This window comes from Halosimplex aquaticum (assembly GCF_028747785.1).
GTDB classification, from domain to species: Archaea; Halobacteriota; Halobacteria; order Halobacteriales; family Haloarculaceae; genus Halosimplex; species Halosimplex aquaticum.
Genome location: NZ_CP118158.1, coordinates 4,808,340 through 4,824,346, shown reverse-complemented (window position 1 = coordinate 4,824,346; position 16,007 = coordinate 4,808,340). Strand labels below are relative to the sequence as shown.

The following is a 16,007-nucleotide window of genomic DNA, read 5'->3' as shown; positions in this document are numbered from 1 at the left end:
GGCGTCGCGACCGTCGTCACCAGATCTTCCAGCAGCCACTCGGGTAGTTCCTTCAGCGCGTCGATCGCGCCCTCGAAGTGCTTGACGTGGGAGTTGACGGTCCCGACCAGCGCCTTGTTGTGCAGGACGAGTTCGTTGTGGATCCGCCCGCCGTCGACCTCGAACTCCCATGAGTCGGGATGCCGAGCAGCGCACCGACGCCGTTGGGCGCCAGCGCCTCGACCGTCTCGAAGGCGTGCGGGGCGTAGCCCGTCGCCTCGTAGACGAAGTCCATCGCCTCGTGGGTCTCGGGGACCGTCTCCAGCGGCGTCTCGTTCGAGTTGACGTACGTCGCGCCGATCTCCTCGATGACGTCGACCGTCGGGTCGGGCCGCTCGCGACGGCCGAGGCAGTAGGTCCGATCGAAGTCGCGGTCGGCGAACGAGCGGTCGCTCTCGACGCCGAACTCCAGCATCGCGAGCGTGATCAGCCCGAGCGAGCGGTTGCCGAGCACCAGTGCGGACTCGGGGACCACTCGAACGCCGACCGCGACGCGTAGGCGTGTTCGAGGGCCTTCTCGGTGATGCTGACCGGTTCGGCGAAGAAGCCGTACTCCCACAGGTTTTCGGGGAACGGGACCAAGTACTCCGGCGGCTGGTGAAGTACTCGGCCATGTAGCCGTGGTCGCCGACGATGCCGCGCTCGACGTACTCGCCCTCGGGGGCCATGTCGGGTTCACCGCGCTCGAAGTACTCGTTGGACCCATCGGCCGGCGGGCGCCGGACGGTCGGGACGACGACGTCGCCCTCGTCGAGATCCGTGCCGTTGGCGTCCTCGACGACCGCAACGGCCTCGTGACCGAGCACCATGTGGTCCTCGCCCTCGGGGAAGCCGCCGTGCGATCCGCCGATGACCTCGTGGTCTGTCCCGTCGACGCCGACCCGGAGCGTCCGCAACAGCGCCGCTCCTCCTCGGGTTCTGGCCTCGGCTTCTCTATCACCGCGGGACCCTCCGAGCCCCGCTCGACTGCGATTGCTTTCATCAGTTGCTCGAAAAATGTACTCTGTTCCGAGTTAAGTCTTTCTGGAACGGTCGGATTCGCCGGACGTACCGGTCGCTGTCGGGCGAGGATCGGACGCTCGCCCGGTCTCGACCGGGCAGACTGCACGTCGGCGAGATCCGCGGTGTGAGAATCGAGGGAACGAAACGGAGCAAGTCGCGGCGAGCGAAGACGAAAGGGCGAGTCGAGAGAACCGGGGCGAGAGAGTGAGATCCGGTGATCAGGGTCGTCAGTCGTCGACGGCGACGGCTTCGCCGCTCTCGCTGGAGCGGTAGATGGCGTCGAGGACGCGCTGGACGGTCAGGCCCTGCTCGACGGTGTTGCGCTCGGGCGTCTCGCCGCGGGCGCAGTGTTCGAGGAAGTACGTCTGCTCGGCCGCGTGGGGGTCGCTGTTCTGCGTCTCGATCTCGGACTCGACCATGTGGCCCGCGCCCTCGATGCCGGACTCGTGGAAGGTGACGCCCTCGCCGGGGCGGAAGGTGGCGCCGGACTCGGTGCCGCGGAGGACGTACTCCTGCTTTTTCGGTCGGTTGACCGCCCAGGCGACCTCCAAAGAGATAGTGCGGTCGTCCTCACAGCGGATCAGCGCCGTCGCGGAGTCGTCGACGTTGAACCCCTCGGGACCCTGGTCCTCGCCCCACATCTGGATGTAGGTGTAGTCGTCGCGGGCGCCGAACTGCGAGCGCGTGACGCCGCTGACCTCCTCGACCTCGGGGTAGCCCAGCATGTACAGCGAGAGGTCGACCGCGTGGACGCCGATGTCGATGAGCGCGCCGCCGCCGGCGACTTCCTTGCTCGTGAACCACGAGCCGCGACCGGGGACGCCGCGTCGGCGGATGTAGTTGGCCTCGACGTGGCTCAGGTCGCCGAAACGGCCCTTCTCGCGGTAGGCGTTGATGACCTCGACGGGGTTCTCGAAGCGGGTGTGGAAGCCGACCATGCAGAACCCCTCGGCGTCCTCGGTGGCCTCCGCGATGCGCTCGGCGGCCGGGAGCGTGCTGGCGAGGGGCTTCTCGACGAGGACGTTCAGGCCGGCGTCGAGCGCGTCGACGACGTACTGTTCGTGAAACTTGTTGGGCGTCGTGACCGCGACGGCGTCGACCTCCTCGTAGAGTTCGTGGTGGTCCTCGAAGGTCTGCACGCCGAACTCGTCGGCGAACGACGCGCGGGCGCCCTCCGCGATGTCGACGCCGCCGACGAGGTTCGCCCCCTGGTCGACGAACCGCTCCGCGTGGTGATGTCCGATGTTGCCCAGTCCGACGATGCCGAGTCTGACAGATGAGATATCGACCATGGTGTTGACTCCGTGAAGTTCTACGGAAAGGTACGTACGGACTACCGTAAATATCCCGTCATACGCCGCTCGAAATTTCGCTCGCGGTGAACGTTCCCGCGGGCCGGCGGCCGCCGCTCACTCCACCGAAACGAGCCTGTTCAGCGCGTAGACGGTCCGGAGCACGTCGCCGGCGTCGCCCGCCGGGAAGACCAGATCGTCCGTCGACCGGACGTGGTCCAGGACTACGGTCGAGGCGTGTTCCGGCGCGGCGGCGATACCGGCGTTTTCGCCGTCGATCCACTCCATCACCCGCAGGTCGCTCTTGCTGTCGCCCAGGACCAGCGCGAAGGGGTCGTCGATCCCCAGCACCTCGAAGGCCGCCTCGACCCCGACGGGCTTGTTGAGTTCGCGGCTGACGACCTCCGCCGCGTCGGCCTCGTAGTACGCCACGTCGACGCGGTCGAGGAACGCCGACACCGCCTCCGGCACGTCCACCCCGTCGGGCGCTCCGCCCCGCTCGTCGAGCACCGCCCGGATCTCGGGGTCGCGCGCCGCGTAGAAGGCGCGGGTCCACGCTCCGGCCGCCGCGCCGACGACGGCCCTGCCGCCGTCGTCGCCGTCTCCATCTCCGCTGTCGTCACCGTCGCCGTCTGCGTTCGCCGCGGCGTCGATCGCGTCGTCGGACACGTCGAGGTAGTCCGCGACGGCGACGGCGAGGAGGTCGAGGAGGTAGACGAGGGCGTCGTCGATCACCTCGCCCGCTGCCTCGCTCCCGGTCTCGAAGTTCGGCTTCAGCGTGACGTTGAACTCGTTGCCCTGCAGGTGACAGCCGCGGGCGACGCGCTCGGGCGCGTCCGTCAGCACGCGCTGGCGGAGCCGTTCGAACACCGAGCGGACCTCCTCGTCGAGGTCCTCGTAGAGCAGCCGCTTGGTCTGGGGCCCGTGGCCGGGCGTGAACACGCCGGTCCCGCTCTCGTAGACGACGCTCACGTCGCCGGAGTTGACGACTGCGTTGCCGAGTCCCTGGCTGAGGAAGCCCTTCACGTTCTCCAGGGTCTGGCCGGTGCAGACCACGATCGGCACGCCGGCCTCGTGGAACTCGGTCAGCAGGTGGAGCGTCTCGCGGGGGATCTCGTTGTCGGTGGTCCCCGCCGACCGGAGCGTCTCGTCGACGTCGAGGACGAGCGCGTTCACCGGCCGGCCGTACTTGGTCGCCAGGTCGAGCCCGGTGAAGGCCTGGTCGCGGGTCGCGTGGGCGGCGACGGCCGCGTACGTCTCGCCGGTGCCCGGGAACGCGTCGCGGATCTCCGCGCGGAGGTCGGCGAGCTCGTCGCTGGCGTCCTCCCAGTAGGTGAGCGCGACCCGCGAGTCCAGCGGCGGGAAGAGGTCGACGAACGCCTGGTGGGCCCGCAGCGTCTCGGTATCGAACTCGTCGTAGAGGCGGTAGAGCTGGTCGTACCGTTCCATTGTCCGAGGGTAGCGTCGGGGACCGTTGTGTAGGTTTGGGTCGGCGGATCCGGGGTGTTCGTCGGTCGAAGCGGGCCGCGGACGGCCGATGCCGGGGGTGTGCGACACCGCGGCGGGAACCCACAACGGGTAACACCCCCGCGTGCGAAAGAGCACGTAAGACGCATGAAGAACATCGACGATCTCATCGACAGCGCGGCCGAGCTGGCCGAGCGGGGCCTCTCGAAAGGGGAGATCGCCGACGAGCTGAACGTCTCGAAAGAGACCGCTTCCTGGCTCGTCTCCCGCAGCGGCGCGACGACCACGACCACCGGACAGAAGTCACACAGCCCACACGACATCCACGTCGACTGGAGCGCGATCGGCCGGGACAGCGCCCGGCTCACCCACGTCGGCCGGGCCGTCGCCGACCTCCTCTCGAAGCAGGGCGACGAGGTCGACCTGACCATCGGGATCGAGAAGGCCGGCGCGCCCATCGCGACGACGGTCGCCCGCGAACTCGACACGGACCTGGGGACCTACGCCCCGAGCAAGCACCAGTGGGACGACGGCGAGACCGAGGACCTCTCCGGGTCGTTCTCGCGGAACTTCTCGCAGATCCGCGGCCGCGAGTGCTACGTGGTCGACGACACCATCACCAGCGGCACGACGATGACCGAGACGGTCGAGGCGATCCGCGAACAGGGCGGCGAGCCCGTCGCCTGCGCCGTCCTCACCGACAAGCGCGGCGTCGAGGACATCGAGGGCGTCCCCGTCTACTCGCTCGTTCAGGTCCTCCGCGTCGGCCAGTCGGAGTGACCGCGCTCCCGGCCGCTGGCGCGGAGCGGTCGGCGTTCCGGCGTCGCTCGGCCGACACGCTCCTCCTTTTCGCCCGTGTGAGCGTCGCCCGGAGCCGTCGCTCAAGGAGTCGAAAGAGGAGAAAGGTCGGCCGGGCGGCCCGACGGGCCGCTCACTGCTCGACGTCTTCCCAGTGTGTCGACGTGATGTGGGCGCCGGGGTCGTCGGGCGCGCTCAGGGTCAGCTCGTCGTCGCTCCACCGCACGACGAGTTCCGGCCGGTCGTCGGTTGGTCCGTCGCGGTCCGCGTCGTCGCCGGTCCGGGCCCGAACGAGGTCGTCGGTCACCGCGCGTCCGTCCCCTCGAGTACCTCCTCGGTCAATCCGACGCACTGGACCGAGCGGGACCCGTCTGTCCGCACCGGGAAGTCCGACTGCTCCGCGGGTTCGATCCCGTCGTAGTCGTCTGGTCGTTCGGTCACGGACGGGAGCCGGGCGCGCAGGGACCGGCCGACCGACCGGAGGCGCTCGACGACCCGGCCGAAGACCGAGGCGGACTCCGTTCCCCGGTCGGCGTCCGCGACGCTCCGACCCTCCCTATCGGACCCGTCGAGGGGGGACTGGCTCATATTCCCACTTGGTGCGGAACGGTAAAAATCATTGTGCCAACCAGTGGCACGCGCGTGGTACTACCGGTTTCCCGTCAGGTCATTTCGGCGGATCGGTCGGTCGAACGCACCCGCCGCTCGCCGGGCGGATCGCCGCCTCAATCGCCGGCCGTCGGAGCGTAGTCGGGCGCGGGTTCCACGTGGTAGAGACCGAGAAACGCCACGGCCGCGACGGCGATGAACGCACTGGCCGTGAAGAAGGCGACGAACACCGACGTGGCGTCCCAGAGCGCGCCGACGGAGACGGGCCCCACGACCTGGCCGACCTTCCACGCGATGGAGCGTAGCGAGAGACTCCCCGCGACGGCGTCGAAGTGCTCGCCCTCCTCGACGAACAGCGCCATGCTCGCCGGCAGGCGGATGCTGTCGGCGACGCCGCAGATGGCGAACGCGCCGAACAGCGGGAAGAAGGCGGGCGGGAGCGTCGTCGACAGCGACCCGACGACGACCGTCGTCGGCGCGAACCACCCGACCGCGTACTCGGCGAAGGGGATGACGGCGGCGCCGACGGCGTACAGCACGGCGCCCGCGAAGACGAACAGGTGTTTGCGCCCGATCCTGTCCGTGTACGACCCGACCATCCCCTGGGTCAGCGACTTCGTGAGTTTCCCGCCGGCGAGGATGCCTCCCACGAGGACCGGATTCATCCCGAACCGGGTTCGCGCGTAGATGGGCAGAAAGAGGATCACGGCCATCTTCCCGAAGCTCAGGCCGAACCGGAAGACGACCAGCGCGCGGACGGCCGACCGCCCCAGCAGCATCCGGAGCGTCTCGACGCCCGTGGCCTCCTCGGGGTCCGTCTGGCCGCCGGGGTCGTCGCGGAGGAAGAAGAAGACGCCCACCGCCGCCAGCAGGGTCACGCCGCTGAGGACGCTGTAGGTGAGCGTGAACCCGCTCGTCGCGAGTAAGATTCCGCCGACGAGGTCGCCAGCGAGGCTGGAGAACGCGCCGACCTGGTTGTAGGTTCCGAGCCACTGGCCGCGCTCGTCGTCGGGACTGATCTCGCCGACCACGGTCGATCCGGTGATCCACAGCAGGCTCGCGCTGAACCCCTGGACCACCCGCATCAGGACGACGTGGTTCACCGTCTCGACCATGGCGAAGCCGACGAACACGCCGACGTTCAGGACCAGTCCGACGAGGAGGTATCGCTTGGCGTTCCCGGTGTCGATGGCCCGTCCCAGCGGCAGGACGATGATCAACTGGACGAGCGCGAACGCCGTCCCGAACAGCCCCTCGACGGTCCCGGAGGTCGAGAAGATGTCGGCGTACAGGGCGAGCGCGATAGCGATGGTCGAGTAGGCCTGCGAGCGGGCGAGCGCTGTGCCCGCGAGTGCCAGGAACTCCGCGTTCCGGAGCAACCGCAGCGATCCGCCGGACTCACTGCTCACTGGATCGGGGTTCGGCTACGGAGGATAAGGCGTTTCGTCCGCGGCGGTCCCTTCCGCCTGTCGGCGGTGCGAGACGAGCGGCGGGGGTCGGCCTACAGCTCGATCCGCTCGACGATGTTGTCGCCGCCGTCGGAGGAGTTGACCGCGACGATCCGGACGTGCTCTTCGAGGCCCGAGCCATTGAGCTTGGCCTTGAGCAGTTCGTCTACCTGGTAGACGCCGGCGGCGTTGTCCATCTCGATCTCGACGAGGACCGGGGCCTCCTCGCCCGCTTCGAGCGTCACCGACTGGATGGCCTGGCTCGACACCGTGTTGATCCCGCGACCGCCCCGCTCGTAGGGGTACCGCGACCGGCCGTGTTCCATGTCCAGCCCGTCGGCCAGCCGCACGATACCGGCCTCCGTGGTCAGCGGCGTCTCCGGCGTGTGGTGACAGAGGATCGCGTGGAGGACCTCTCCTTTCATCCGGACGGCGTCGGCGGTGTCGTAGAACTCCGGGAGGATGCGGTCGAGCAGGTCCGCCGCCAGCGGGATAGAGTAGTAGGGGTGTTCGTCCCGGTGGACGACGTGACCGATGTCGTGCAGCGTCGCCGCGAGCCCCACGATCACCGGTTCGTCGGCGACGTCGAGGCCCTGGTCGTCCGCGCCGTTGAACTCGACGCCGCCCGCGTAGAGGAGTTCGTACAGCGTCAGCGCGCGGTCGCGGACGATGCTGACGTGTTTCGCGCCGTGGTCGTTGTACCGCATGCGAGCCACGGGATTGACGTTCTGGGCGTCGAGGTACGTCTGGACCTCCCCGTCGTCGTCCAGGTAGGCCAGCACCTCGTGGAGGCGCTCGTCGGGGAACTCGTGCTCGGCGTCCGGGTCGTACGATTGCTCGCTCATGGCAGTACGGTCCGCCCGCGGACGCAAAAACCCCCTGCCCCGTCCGGGTCTCACCCGGACCGTCTCCGGGGCGCACCCGTTCACGAGAGCTCTTCGACCGCCTCGTACACCTCGTCGTAGTCAGGTTCGATCCCGGGGTCCTCGGCCACCCAGGCGTACTGGACCTCCCGGTCGCCGTCGACCACGACGACGGCCCGTTTCGCCACGTCGTCGACGCCCATCGACGCGAAGTCCATGCTCAGGCCGTAGGCGTCGACGATTCGCCGGTTGGTATCGCTTATCAGCCCGTAGGTCAGGCCGGTGTCCTCGCGGAACGCGTTGAGGGCGAACGGCGTGTCGACGCTGATCCCGTAGACCGTCGCGCCGAGGTCGTCGAACTCCTCCAGCCGGTCCTCGAAGGTCTCCATCTCGTGCGTGCAAACGCCGGTGAACGCGCCCGGGAAGAAGGCGAGGACGAGCGGCGCCTCGTCCAGACGCTCCGAGAGCGTGAACTCGGCCACGTCCCCGTTCGCCAGCGGTGCGGTGAACTCCGGCGCCGTGTCTCCGACGTCGACCATACCGCAGGGTCGGTCGCCCCGGGCAAGGGCGTTGTGCCACCGGACGACCCGTCCGGATCCGGGAGCGGCGAAAGATTGATGAGAGCGGTTCTACCCCCATGATAGACAGCAAAAAGGTTATAATCGGCACCGAGTAACCGTCGGGTAGAGATGCAAGAAGCACTCATCCCCCTGTTCCCGGTCGGGGGCATGCCGGGCGGGACTGAGCTGATCGTCATCCTGCTGATCGCCGTGTTGCTGTTCGGCGCGAACAAGATCCCCAAGCTCGCGCGGTCCACCGGGCAGGCCATGGGCGAGTTCCAGAAGGGTCGCGAGCAGGTCGAGCAGGAACTCGAAGAGATGAAAGAGGGCGCGACTGTCGACGACGAGGGTAACATCGTCGACGAGGACGGCGAGATCCTCAAGACCGAGGCCGAGCGCGAAGCCGACAAGGAATCGGCGGCGTCCAGCGAATAACGGTCCGCTCTCTTCCCTCTCTTTCACAACCCGTCCAGAGGCGTCACCGTCTCCCCGGTCACGGTTTTTTCGCGCCCCACGAGCCCGTCGAACAACAGCAAGGGTTTTTCTCCCGGCGGTCGGTGGCTCCGGTAGGGCGTGTGGCCTAGGGGACAGGGCGAGGGGTTCCTAACCCCTCGATCGCGGGTTCGAATCCCGCCACGCCCGTGCAAGGAGGAGCGAGCACAGCGAGCGACGACTGAACCGGCATGGCGGGATTCGAATCAGGGAAGACGCGCGCAGCAGAGCGAGCACGTCTGACCGTGGTTCGAATCCCGAAAGACGCCTGCGGCGTCTTTCGACCTTCGCGAAACCTTCGGTTTCGCTCAGTCCCGCCACGCCCGTACCACTTTTTGCGGATGGGGTTTCCTCGGTCGCTTCGCTCCCTGCGGGAACCCCATCCGCAAAAACTTGGGAAAAACGGCCGGACGACTCGGTCGCCATGCTCCCTCGCGTCCGGTGAACCGCCTCGCTTCGCTCGGCGGACATTCACGGGGACCTGGGGATTCGATCAGGTAGACACGCCCAACAGAGCGAATAGGCCTGCCACGACTTACTCATCCCCGCCACTCAGATTACATATCGATAAGATAAGACCTACACTCCCAAGAGGACGAGAGCCAACGAATGGATCACGAGCGGCGACTGGTCGGAGAAGCGCTGGACCTCGGCGGGCTCCTCGTCGCGTACGTCTTCGTCGGATTACCAGTCGGTTCCATCGCGACCCGGTTCGTCCAGTCGGTGAATCGGCCGTTGCCTCTCACCGCGATGGAGGCGGGGTTCGCGTTCGGTGCGCTCGTGATAGCCACCGCCGAGGTCACCGGCAATCGTCCCGGACCTGTGGGGTCGATCGGGTTCTTCGCCGCCAACGCTGCGATTCGGGTTCCGCTCGTAATCGTCATCGCGCTATCTACCGAGAGCCACTCGATCGTGGCTGTCGGCTACCTCGTCGCGGCGCTGATCGCGTACGTCCTCGCCATCCGCTGGGGCGCCGCGGAGACGGCCCGTCGATTCAGGGACGCGCTGGGGCGGCTCACCTGGGTTCCAGACCACGAGGACCCGGCGGAGCGGCGATGATCTCTGTCACGTCCGCTCGTGGACCCGCATCAACACCGGATTCCGCGGTCGCGAGGTGATCGTCGCGACGAGGTCGAGCGACGGGTCGGAGACGAGTTCGAGGTGGTACCGCTGGAGCAGCGTCGCGAGGACGACCTTCGCCTCCAGCATGGCGAACCGGTCGCCGACGCAGCGGCGCGGCCCGGCGGAGAAGGGGAAGTAGGCCAGGCGCGGCAGCGACTGCTCCATCTCGTCGGTCCAGCGGTCGGGCCTGAACGCCATCGGGTCGTCGTAGAGTGACGGGTCGCGGTGGACAGTCCACTGGTTGATCGAGAGGGTCGCGCCCTCTGGGATCGTGTAGCCCGCTATCTCGTCGGTACCGGTCGCCTCGCGGACGATGCCCGGAACCGGCGGGTAGAGTCGCATCGACTCCTTGACGACGGTTTCCAGGTACGGGAGATTCCGAACGTCCTCGACCGTCGGCGGGTCGCCGCCGAGGTGGTCGTCGAGTTCCGCCAGGAGGCGTTCCTCAACGGAGGGGTGCTGTGCGAGCAGGAAGGTGGTGAACGTGAGTGCGAGGGCCGTGGTCTCGTGGCCGGCGAGCAGGAGCGTCATCACCTCGTCGCGGATCTGCTCGCGCGACATGCCCTCGCCGGACTCGTCTTCGACGGCGAGCATCCGGGAGACCACGTCGTCGCCGGGGTTGCGAGCGCGCTCGTCGATGATCCGGTAGACGACAGATTCGAGGTCGTCGACGGCGCGCCGGAGGCGGATCTTGCCGGGCGTCGGCACGTCGAGTGGGAGCATGTCGGCGCTGAGCCCCTCCTGGTAGTCCATCACGACCTGCAGGGAGGAGGCGACGGTGTCCACGTCGCGGCCCACGTCGACGCCGAACAGCGCGTCCGCGACGATTTCGAGGGTGAGTTCCATCATGTCCTCGTTCACGTCGCGGACGGCGCCGTCGCGCCATCGCGTGGCGGTCTCCTCGGTCCGGTCGACCATCGTCTCGGCGTACTCGGCGATGCGGTCGGGTTCGAACGCCGGGCCGATGAGGTGGCGCTGGCGCCGCCAGAACGCCCCCTCGCTGTTGAGCAGGCCGTTGCCGAGGACGGGCCCGAGCGACTCCTGGAACAGTTCGCCCTTGACGTAGTTCTGGTTGTTGTGGACGAGGACGTGCTCGATGCCGTCGGGGCTGTTGACCTGGTAGAAGGGCGTTCCGAGCACCTCGTAGTACGCGAGATCACCGTACTCGCGGGCGCAGCGCTCTCTGAAGGCGTACTCGTCGCGCACGAACTCGAAGAGACTACCGACGACCGGGAGGCCGCTCGGGCCCGGAGGGCGGGCAATCCCCGACTCCGTCGCGGACGCGTTCTCCATGGTCGTGATACGGGCGCGACAGGAATAACCGCTCGGGCAGTCGATTCGTGTGCCGACCGGCGATCAGCGTGCGCGCTGACCGATCACTCGCCCTCGAACTCGGGGTCGCGGTCCTCGCGGAACGCCCGGCGGCCTTCCTCGAAGTCCTCGGTTGTGGTCAGGAAGCCGAATCCCTGGCTCTCCATCGCCATCCCTGCGGCGAGACTGGTGTCCTCCGCGTTGTTGAGGACCGACTTCGCGACCTTCAGGGCCAGCGGCGGCCCGCTGGTCAGGTCGTCCACGTACGACTCGACTGTCTCCTCGAACGCCTCCGGCGGGACCGCGCGGTTGATCAGGCCCCAGTCGGCCGCGCGCTCGGCGTCGATGCGGTGGCCGCGGAAGACGAGTTCCTTCGCGCGCGCCTCGCCGACGAGTCGGACGAGTCGCTGCGTCCCGCCGCCGCCGGGGAGCAGGCCGAGATTGATCTCGGGAAAGCCGAACTCGGCGTCGGCCGACGCGACGCGCATGTCGCAGGCCAGCGCGAGTTCGTGGCCGCCGCCGAGGCAGTATCCCCGGATCGCGGCCAGCGTCGGCCGCGGATACTCCACGACGACTTCGTAGAGCGGCGTCACGTCGATGGCCTCGGCGGGGTGCGGTCGGCGACGCTGTCGACGTCTGCGCCCGCGCTGAAGGCCTTCTCCCCTGCACCCTCGAAGGTGACGCACCGCACGGCGTCGTCGTCGACGCGGTCGAGGAGGGCGGTGATCTCCTCGCGGACGGCGTCGTCGATAGCGTTGAGGCTGTCGGGGCGGTCGATCGTCACCGCGAGTCGCCCGCGGTCGTCGATGGTACAGGCGATCGCTTCGCTCTCGCGGTCGATGTCCGCGACGCTCATGCGTCGACTGCGCGCGGAAGCGACAAGTAGCCACCGGCGACCGTCCACCCGACCTCCTCTCCGCGACCGTCCACCCGTCCGACTCCCGGCGGTCGCCGGGACTGTAGCGTCGATGCCCGTCTCCCGTTCCGCGGGTCCCAGCCCAGTGGGACGAACTGTCTGCGACGTACCGCCGATCTAGAGCTTCTTCTCGGCGTCTTCGGCGAGTTCCTTCATGCGCTTGCCGACGCGGCCGGCGTCGGAGAACTCGTCTTCGCTCATGGCGGTGGCGAGGGCGTTGCCGAGGACGAACACGGCGTGTTTGTGCTCGCTCTTGGACTTGTGGACGTCGTCGGGCGTGACGTCGAGTTCCTCGTAGGGGTCGAACAGCGTCGAGTCCACGTCTTCGAGGTTGGCGAAGTAGTCCTTGATCAGCACCATCTGCGCGTGTAGCTCCAGCAGTTCGTCCTTGTGCATGCGGCCCAGTACGGTAACCGCCGGTTTAAGAATTGTCCGTCAGTGGGTCACACAGGTGTTCAGCGAGCGCTCAGAAGACGTACTCGTCTTCGTGGCCCATCATCCCGTCGTCCTCGTACCCCGCGTCCTCGTCGTCGTCCATCGGTCCGCTCGTCTTGTATGCCTTCAACCCCGTCGAGAGCAGGTCCTCGATGGCTTCCTCCCGGTTGAGGAACTCACCCTGCTCGACGAGCTGGGTGATGCGCATTTCGAGGTGTTCGGGGATCGTGAGATCAACCTTGGGCATCGGATCGGTCGAATCTTCGGTGAGGGGGTATTTAACTCTGGCGGGGGTTATATCCGGCCCGGACAGCCCCCCATCGTGCGATTTTTGCGTCTTGAGTCGTCCGGGTCTTCGGCCGCTCCGGCGGTCGATCGGCGACCGGCAACGGCGGGTCGCGTACGCGGCCGAACGGCGAGGGAGGCGGCCCGGGCGAAGTAGTTAGGCTGAAAGGCACACGGTGCTAAGCGCCTGGAGATGGAACCTCTGCGTGGTGACGAGTCGTCGGTCGACCCCGGCGAGACGACCATCGCGACGCGCGGCCGCGAGGTCGGCCCCGTGCCGGTCGGGGCCGTCCTGCGCGAACTCCCCCGACCGGCGGTCGCCTGGTCGGAGGCCGGCCAGCAGGTCGCCGCGGGCGGGTCGGCGGCGACGATCGCGGCGGACGGCCCCGGTCGATTCGACACCGTTCGGCGCGCGGGCGAGGCGCTGTTCGCCGGCCGGACCGTCGCGTCGGACCTGCCGCGCGCGGCGCGACCGCGCCTGTTCGGCGGCTTCGCCTTCCACGAGGACGACAAGGACGACGGGCAGTCCCAGTGGGACGGCTTCCCGGACGCGCAGTTCGTCCTCCCAGCCGTGCAGGTCGTCTCGGACGCCGACGGATCGACGTGGGTCGTGGCGACCGCGACAGGCCCGTCGGCGGCATCGACCGCCGACGAGCGACTCGGCGAGTGGGCCGAGCGCGTCGCCTCGCTTGACGACGAACTGCCGACCGGCGGTCCCGGGATCGAGCGACGAACGTACACCCCCGACGACGCCGGCTGGCGCCGGCAGGTCGAGGCGGCCGTCGAACGCATCGAGCGCGGGACGCTCCGGAAGGTCGTCCTCGCGCAGGCGCTGACCGTCGACCTGCGCGACGAACTGTCGGTCCCGGCGGTGTACGCTCGCCTCTCGGAGACCTACCCCGACTGCTTCCGGTTCCTCGTGGCGCCCGAGGGCGGCGGCCAGTTCTTCGGCGCGACGCCCGAGCGGCTGGTCAGCCGCGACGGCCGGACGGTCACGACCGAGGCGCTCGCCGGGTCGACCGGCCGGGGCGACACCCCCGAAGAAGACGAGTGGCTCGCGAGCGAGCTCCAGGAGAGCGCGAAGGACAGCCACGAGCACGAACTCGTCGTCGAGGCGATCAAGGCGCAACTCGATCCGTTCGCCACGTCGATTTCGACGGGCGACCGGACGGTTCGCCGGCTCGCGACGGTCCAGCACCTCCAGACGCCGGTGACCGCCGAACTCGCGGAGGACGACCACGTCCTCTCGCTCGTCGAGGCGCTGCACCCGACGCCGGCGGTCGGCGGACTTCCCCCGGACGAGGCTCTGGAGACGATCACGGAGACCGAGACGTTCGAGCGGGGCTGGTACGCCTCGCCGGTGGGCTGGTTCGACGCCGACGGCGACGGGACCTTCGCCGTCGCGATCAGGTCGGCGGTCGCGACGGGTCGACGGGCCACGCTGTTCGCCGGCAACGGCATCGTCGGCGACAGCGACCCGGACCGCGAGTGGGACGAGGTGCAATTGAAGTACCGCCCGGTCCTCGACGCGCTCGAATGACCGGACGCCGCCAGCGGGTGACCGCACCGAACCGGGTGAGGTCCGCGTGACCGCACCGAACCGCGCGACCCTGTGGGGTCGAACGCTCGTCGACGAACTCGTCGCGAGCGGCGTCACCGCCGCCTGTATCTCCCCGGGGAGTCGGTCGACGCCGCTGACCGTCGCCTTCGCGGACCACCCGGACGTCGGGACCTACTCCGTGCTCGACGAGCGCTCGGCCGCGTTCTTCGCGCTCGGCCGGGGCCGACGCACGGGCGAAGCGACGGCGCTGGTCTGCACCTCCGGGACCGCCGCCGCGAACTACCACCCGGCGGTCGTCGAGGCGGACCAGTCCCGCGTCCCGCTACTCGTGCTGACCGCCGACCGGCCCGCGGAGCTCTCGGACAGCGGCGCCAACCAGACCGTCGACCAGACGAAGCTCTACGGCGACGCCGTCCGCTGGTACCGCGAACTCCCCGAACCCGCGCCCGATGCGCGTCGGCTCCGCTCGCTCCGGGTCGCCGCCGACCGCGCCGTCGCGAAGACGACCGGCGCGAACCCCGGCCCTGTCCACCTCAACGTCCCCGTCGCGAAACCGCTGGAACCCGTCGAGCGACCGGGCGACGTGCCCGACTCGCTCGCCGAGACCGCACCGCTCGGGAGCGACGGTCGAGACGGCCCCTTCGTCAGGACGGCGGGCGGAACGCTCACACCCGACGAGCGGGCTATCGACGACGTGGCGGCCGCCGCCGACGCCGCCGAGCGCGGACTGATCGTCGCCGGGCCGCTGAATCCGGGGGTCTGCGACCCGGACGCTATCGACGCGCTCCTCGACGCGACGGGCTGGCCGCTGCTCGCCGATCCGCTGTCCGGGCTCCGCTACGGGCCGCTCGCGGAGGACCACCTCGTCTGCGGCGGCTACGACTCCTATCTCGACGCCGAGGGCTGGCCCGATCCCGATCTCGTGGTCCGTGTCGGCGCCTCGCCCACGTCGAAGGCCCTCCGGCGCTTCCTGCGCGACGCGGACGCCCGACAGGTCGTGGTCGACCCGGCGGGCGACTGGCCCGAAGCCGAGTTCACGGCCACCGACTACGTCGAGGCAGATCCGTCGGCCGTCGCCTCGGCGTTCGCCGAGAGATTGGGCGACCGCGCGGACGCGAGAGTGGGTTCCGGCGAGTGGCGCGACCGCTTCGAGCGCGCCGAGGCGGTCCACTGGAACACCGTCGAGTCCGGCGCCGACGAGCGGTTCTTCGAGGGAGCGGTCCTCGCCGAGGTCGTCGCGCAAGCGCCCGACCCGGCGACCGTGTTCGTCTCGAACAGCATGCCGGTCCGCGACTGCGACCGGTTCGGCCGCCCCCGACCGGCGGACCTGACCGTGCTGGGCAACCGCGGCGCCAGCGGCATCGACGGGATCACCAGTTCCGCCCTCGGCGCCGGGAGCGCCACCGACGATCCGCTGGTGCTCGTGACCGGCGACCTGGCGTACTACCACGACATGAACGGCCTCCTCTCGGTCGCGCGCTGCGGCGTCGACGCGACCGTCGTGCTGATCAACAACGACGGCGGCGGCATCTTCCACCTCCTCCCCATCGAGTCGTTCGATCCCCCCTTCACCGACCAGTTCAAGACGCCCCACGGCCTCGATTTCGAACCGACCGGCGACCTCTACGGCCTGGAGTTCCGGCGCGTCGAGGACGCCGAGGGCTTCGCGGAGGCCTATCGCGACTCACTCGCGAGCGACGGCACGCAGGTCATCGAGGTGCGGGTCGACGGCGAGGCCAGCCACCGCGTCCGCGAGACGCTCCACGAGCGCGTCTGCGAGCGGATCGCGTCCGATAGCTGACCGAGG

At 68.9% G+C, this 16,007-nt stretch carries 15 protein-coding genes, 1 tRNA gene and 2 pseudogenes; 6 read left to right on the top strand and 12 right to left on the bottom strand.

Annotated features, from left to right (window positions below; genetic code table 11):
* Positions 1-8: 8 nt before the first annotated feature.
* The 3 genes and pseudogenes from PSC72_RS23720 to PSC72_RS23710 all read right to left on the bottom strand — a co-directional run.
* A pseudogene (locus tag PSC72_RS23720) lies at positions 9-1,021 on the bottom strand (glucose 1-dehydrogenase); the annotation flags it as partial.
* Between the two features lie 247 nt (positions 1,022-1,268).
* Positions 1,269-2,333, bottom strand: a complete 1,065-nt coding sequence (locus PSC72_RS23715) for a Gfo/Idh/MocA family protein (protein ID WP_274323884.1) — start codon at positions 2,331-2,333, stop codon at positions 1,269-1,271.
* Positions 2,334-2,450: 117 nt separating this feature from the next.
* On the bottom strand, positions 2,451-3,782 hold the full coding sequence (locus PSC72_RS23710) for an HAD family hydrolase (protein WP_274323883.1): 1,332 nt from the start codon (positions 3,780-3,782) through the stop codon (positions 2,451-2,453).
* A 165-nt stretch (positions 3,783-3,947) separates the two neighbouring features.
* Here PSC72_RS23710 and gfcR point away from each other — a divergent pair, with 165 nt between their 5' ends.
* On the top strand, positions 3,948-4,580 hold the full coding sequence (gene gfcR / locus PSC72_RS23705; RefSeq protein ID WP_274323882.1) for a transcriptional regulator GfcR: 633 nt from the start codon (positions 3,948-3,950) through the stop codon (positions 4,578-4,580).
* A 151-nt stretch (positions 4,581-4,731) separates the two neighbouring features.
* On the opposite strand, the gene PSC72_RS23700 is transcribed toward gfcR, so the two are convergent.
* From PSC72_RS23700 to PSC72_RS23680, 5 genes are all read right to left on the bottom strand, one after another.
* The gene (locus PSC72_RS23700) at positions 4,732-4,905 is read right to left on the bottom strand and encodes a hypothetical protein (protein WP_274323881.1); all 174 of its coding nucleotides are present in this window, start codon (positions 4,903-4,905) and stop codon (positions 4,732-4,734) included.
* The gene (locus PSC72_RS23695) at positions 4,902-5,186 is read right to left on the bottom strand and encodes a hypothetical protein (protein ID WP_274323880.1); all 285 of its coding nucleotides are present in this window, start codon (positions 5,184-5,186) and stop codon (positions 4,902-4,904) included. Before PSC72_RS23695 ends, PSC72_RS23700 begins: the two co-directional genes overlap by 4 nt.
* Positions 5,187-5,323: 137 nt before the next feature.
* The gene (locus tag PSC72_RS23690; RefSeq protein WP_274323879.1) at positions 5,324-6,616 is read right to left on the bottom strand and encodes an MFS transporter; all 1,293 of its coding nucleotides are present in this window, start codon (positions 6,614-6,616) and stop codon (positions 5,324-5,326) included.
* A gap of 92 nt (positions 6,617-6,708) precedes the next feature.
* Positions 6,709-7,500, bottom strand: a complete 792-nt coding sequence (locus PSC72_RS23685; RefSeq protein ID WP_274323878.1) for an HD domain-containing protein — start codon at positions 7,498-7,500, stop codon at positions 6,709-6,711.
* Between the two features lie 80 nt (positions 7,501-7,580).
* On the bottom strand, positions 7,581-8,057 hold the full coding sequence (locus tag PSC72_RS23680; RefSeq protein ID WP_274323877.1) for a redoxin domain-containing protein: 477 nt from the start codon (positions 8,055-8,057) through the stop codon (positions 7,581-7,583).
* Between the two features lie 150 nt (positions 8,058-8,207).
* On the opposite strand from PSC72_RS23680, the gene PSC72_RS23675 reads away from it, so the two are divergent.
* The 3 genes from PSC72_RS23675 to PSC72_RS23665 all read left to right on the top strand — a co-directional run bounded on the left by PSC72_RS23675 (position 8,208) and on the right by PSC72_RS23665 (position 9,629).
* A complete protein-coding gene (locus PSC72_RS23675) occupies positions 8,208-8,513 on the top strand; it encodes a Sec-independent protein translocase subunit TatA/TatB (protein ID WP_382260936.1) in 306 nt (101 codons plus the stop codon).
* 134 nt (positions 8,514-8,647) lie between these two features.
* A tRNA-Arg gene (locus PSC72_RS23670) sits at positions 8,648-8,720 on the top strand.
* A gap of 459 nt (positions 8,721-9,179) precedes the next feature.
* Positions 9,180-9,629, top strand: coding sequence for a hypothetical protein (locus PSC72_RS23665; protein ID WP_274323876.1), 450 nt, complete (start codon positions 9,180-9,182; stop codon positions 9,627-9,629).
* Positions 9,630-9,635: 6 nt separating this feature from the next.
* Here PSC72_RS23665 and PSC72_RS23660 read toward each other — a convergent pair whose 3' ends face one another.
* From PSC72_RS23660 to PSC72_RS23645, 4 genes and pseudogenes are all read right to left on the bottom strand, one after another.
* Positions 9,636-10,985 (bottom strand): cytochrome P450, encoded by a 1,350-nt coding sequence (locus PSC72_RS23660; RefSeq protein ID WP_274323875.1) that lies wholly within the window; start codon positions 10,983-10,985, stop codon positions 9,636-9,638.
* A gap of 83 nt (positions 10,986-11,068) precedes the next feature.
* A pseudogene (locus PSC72_RS23655) lies at positions 11,069-11,799 on the bottom strand (enoyl-CoA hydratase/isomerase family protein); the annotation flags it as partial.
* A 237-nt stretch (positions 11,800-12,036) separates the two neighbouring features.
* Complete coding sequence (locus PSC72_RS23650) at positions 12,037-12,315, bottom strand: UPF0058 family protein (RefSeq protein ID WP_274323874.1); 279 nt, start codon at positions 12,313-12,315, stop codon at positions 12,037-12,039.
* A 70-nt stretch (positions 12,316-12,385) separates the two neighbouring features.
* Positions 12,386-12,601 carry a ribbon-helix-helix domain-containing protein gene (locus PSC72_RS23645; protein ID WP_274323873.1) on the bottom strand — a complete coding sequence of 72 codons (216 nt, stop codon included), beginning with the start codon at positions 12,599-12,601 and terminating at the stop codon, positions 12,386-12,388.
* Positions 12,602-12,832: 231 nt separating this feature from the next.
* Between PSC72_RS23645 and PSC72_RS23640 the strand changes: the two genes are divergently transcribed.
* Positions 12,833-14,179 carry an isochorismate synthase gene (locus tag PSC72_RS23640; protein WP_274323872.1) on the top strand — a complete coding sequence of 449 codons (1,347 nt, stop codon included), beginning with the start codon at positions 12,833-12,835 and terminating at the stop codon, positions 14,177-14,179.
* A 46-nt stretch (positions 14,180-14,225) separates the two neighbouring features.
* Positions 14,226-16,001, top strand: coding sequence for a 2-succinyl-5-enolpyruvyl-6-hydroxy-3-cyclohexene-1-carboxylic-acid synthase (gene menD / locus PSC72_RS23635; protein ID WP_382261830.1), 1,776 nt, complete (start codon positions 14,226-14,228; stop codon positions 15,999-16,001).
* The last annotated feature ends 6 nt before the right edge of the window (positions 16,002-16,007 follow it).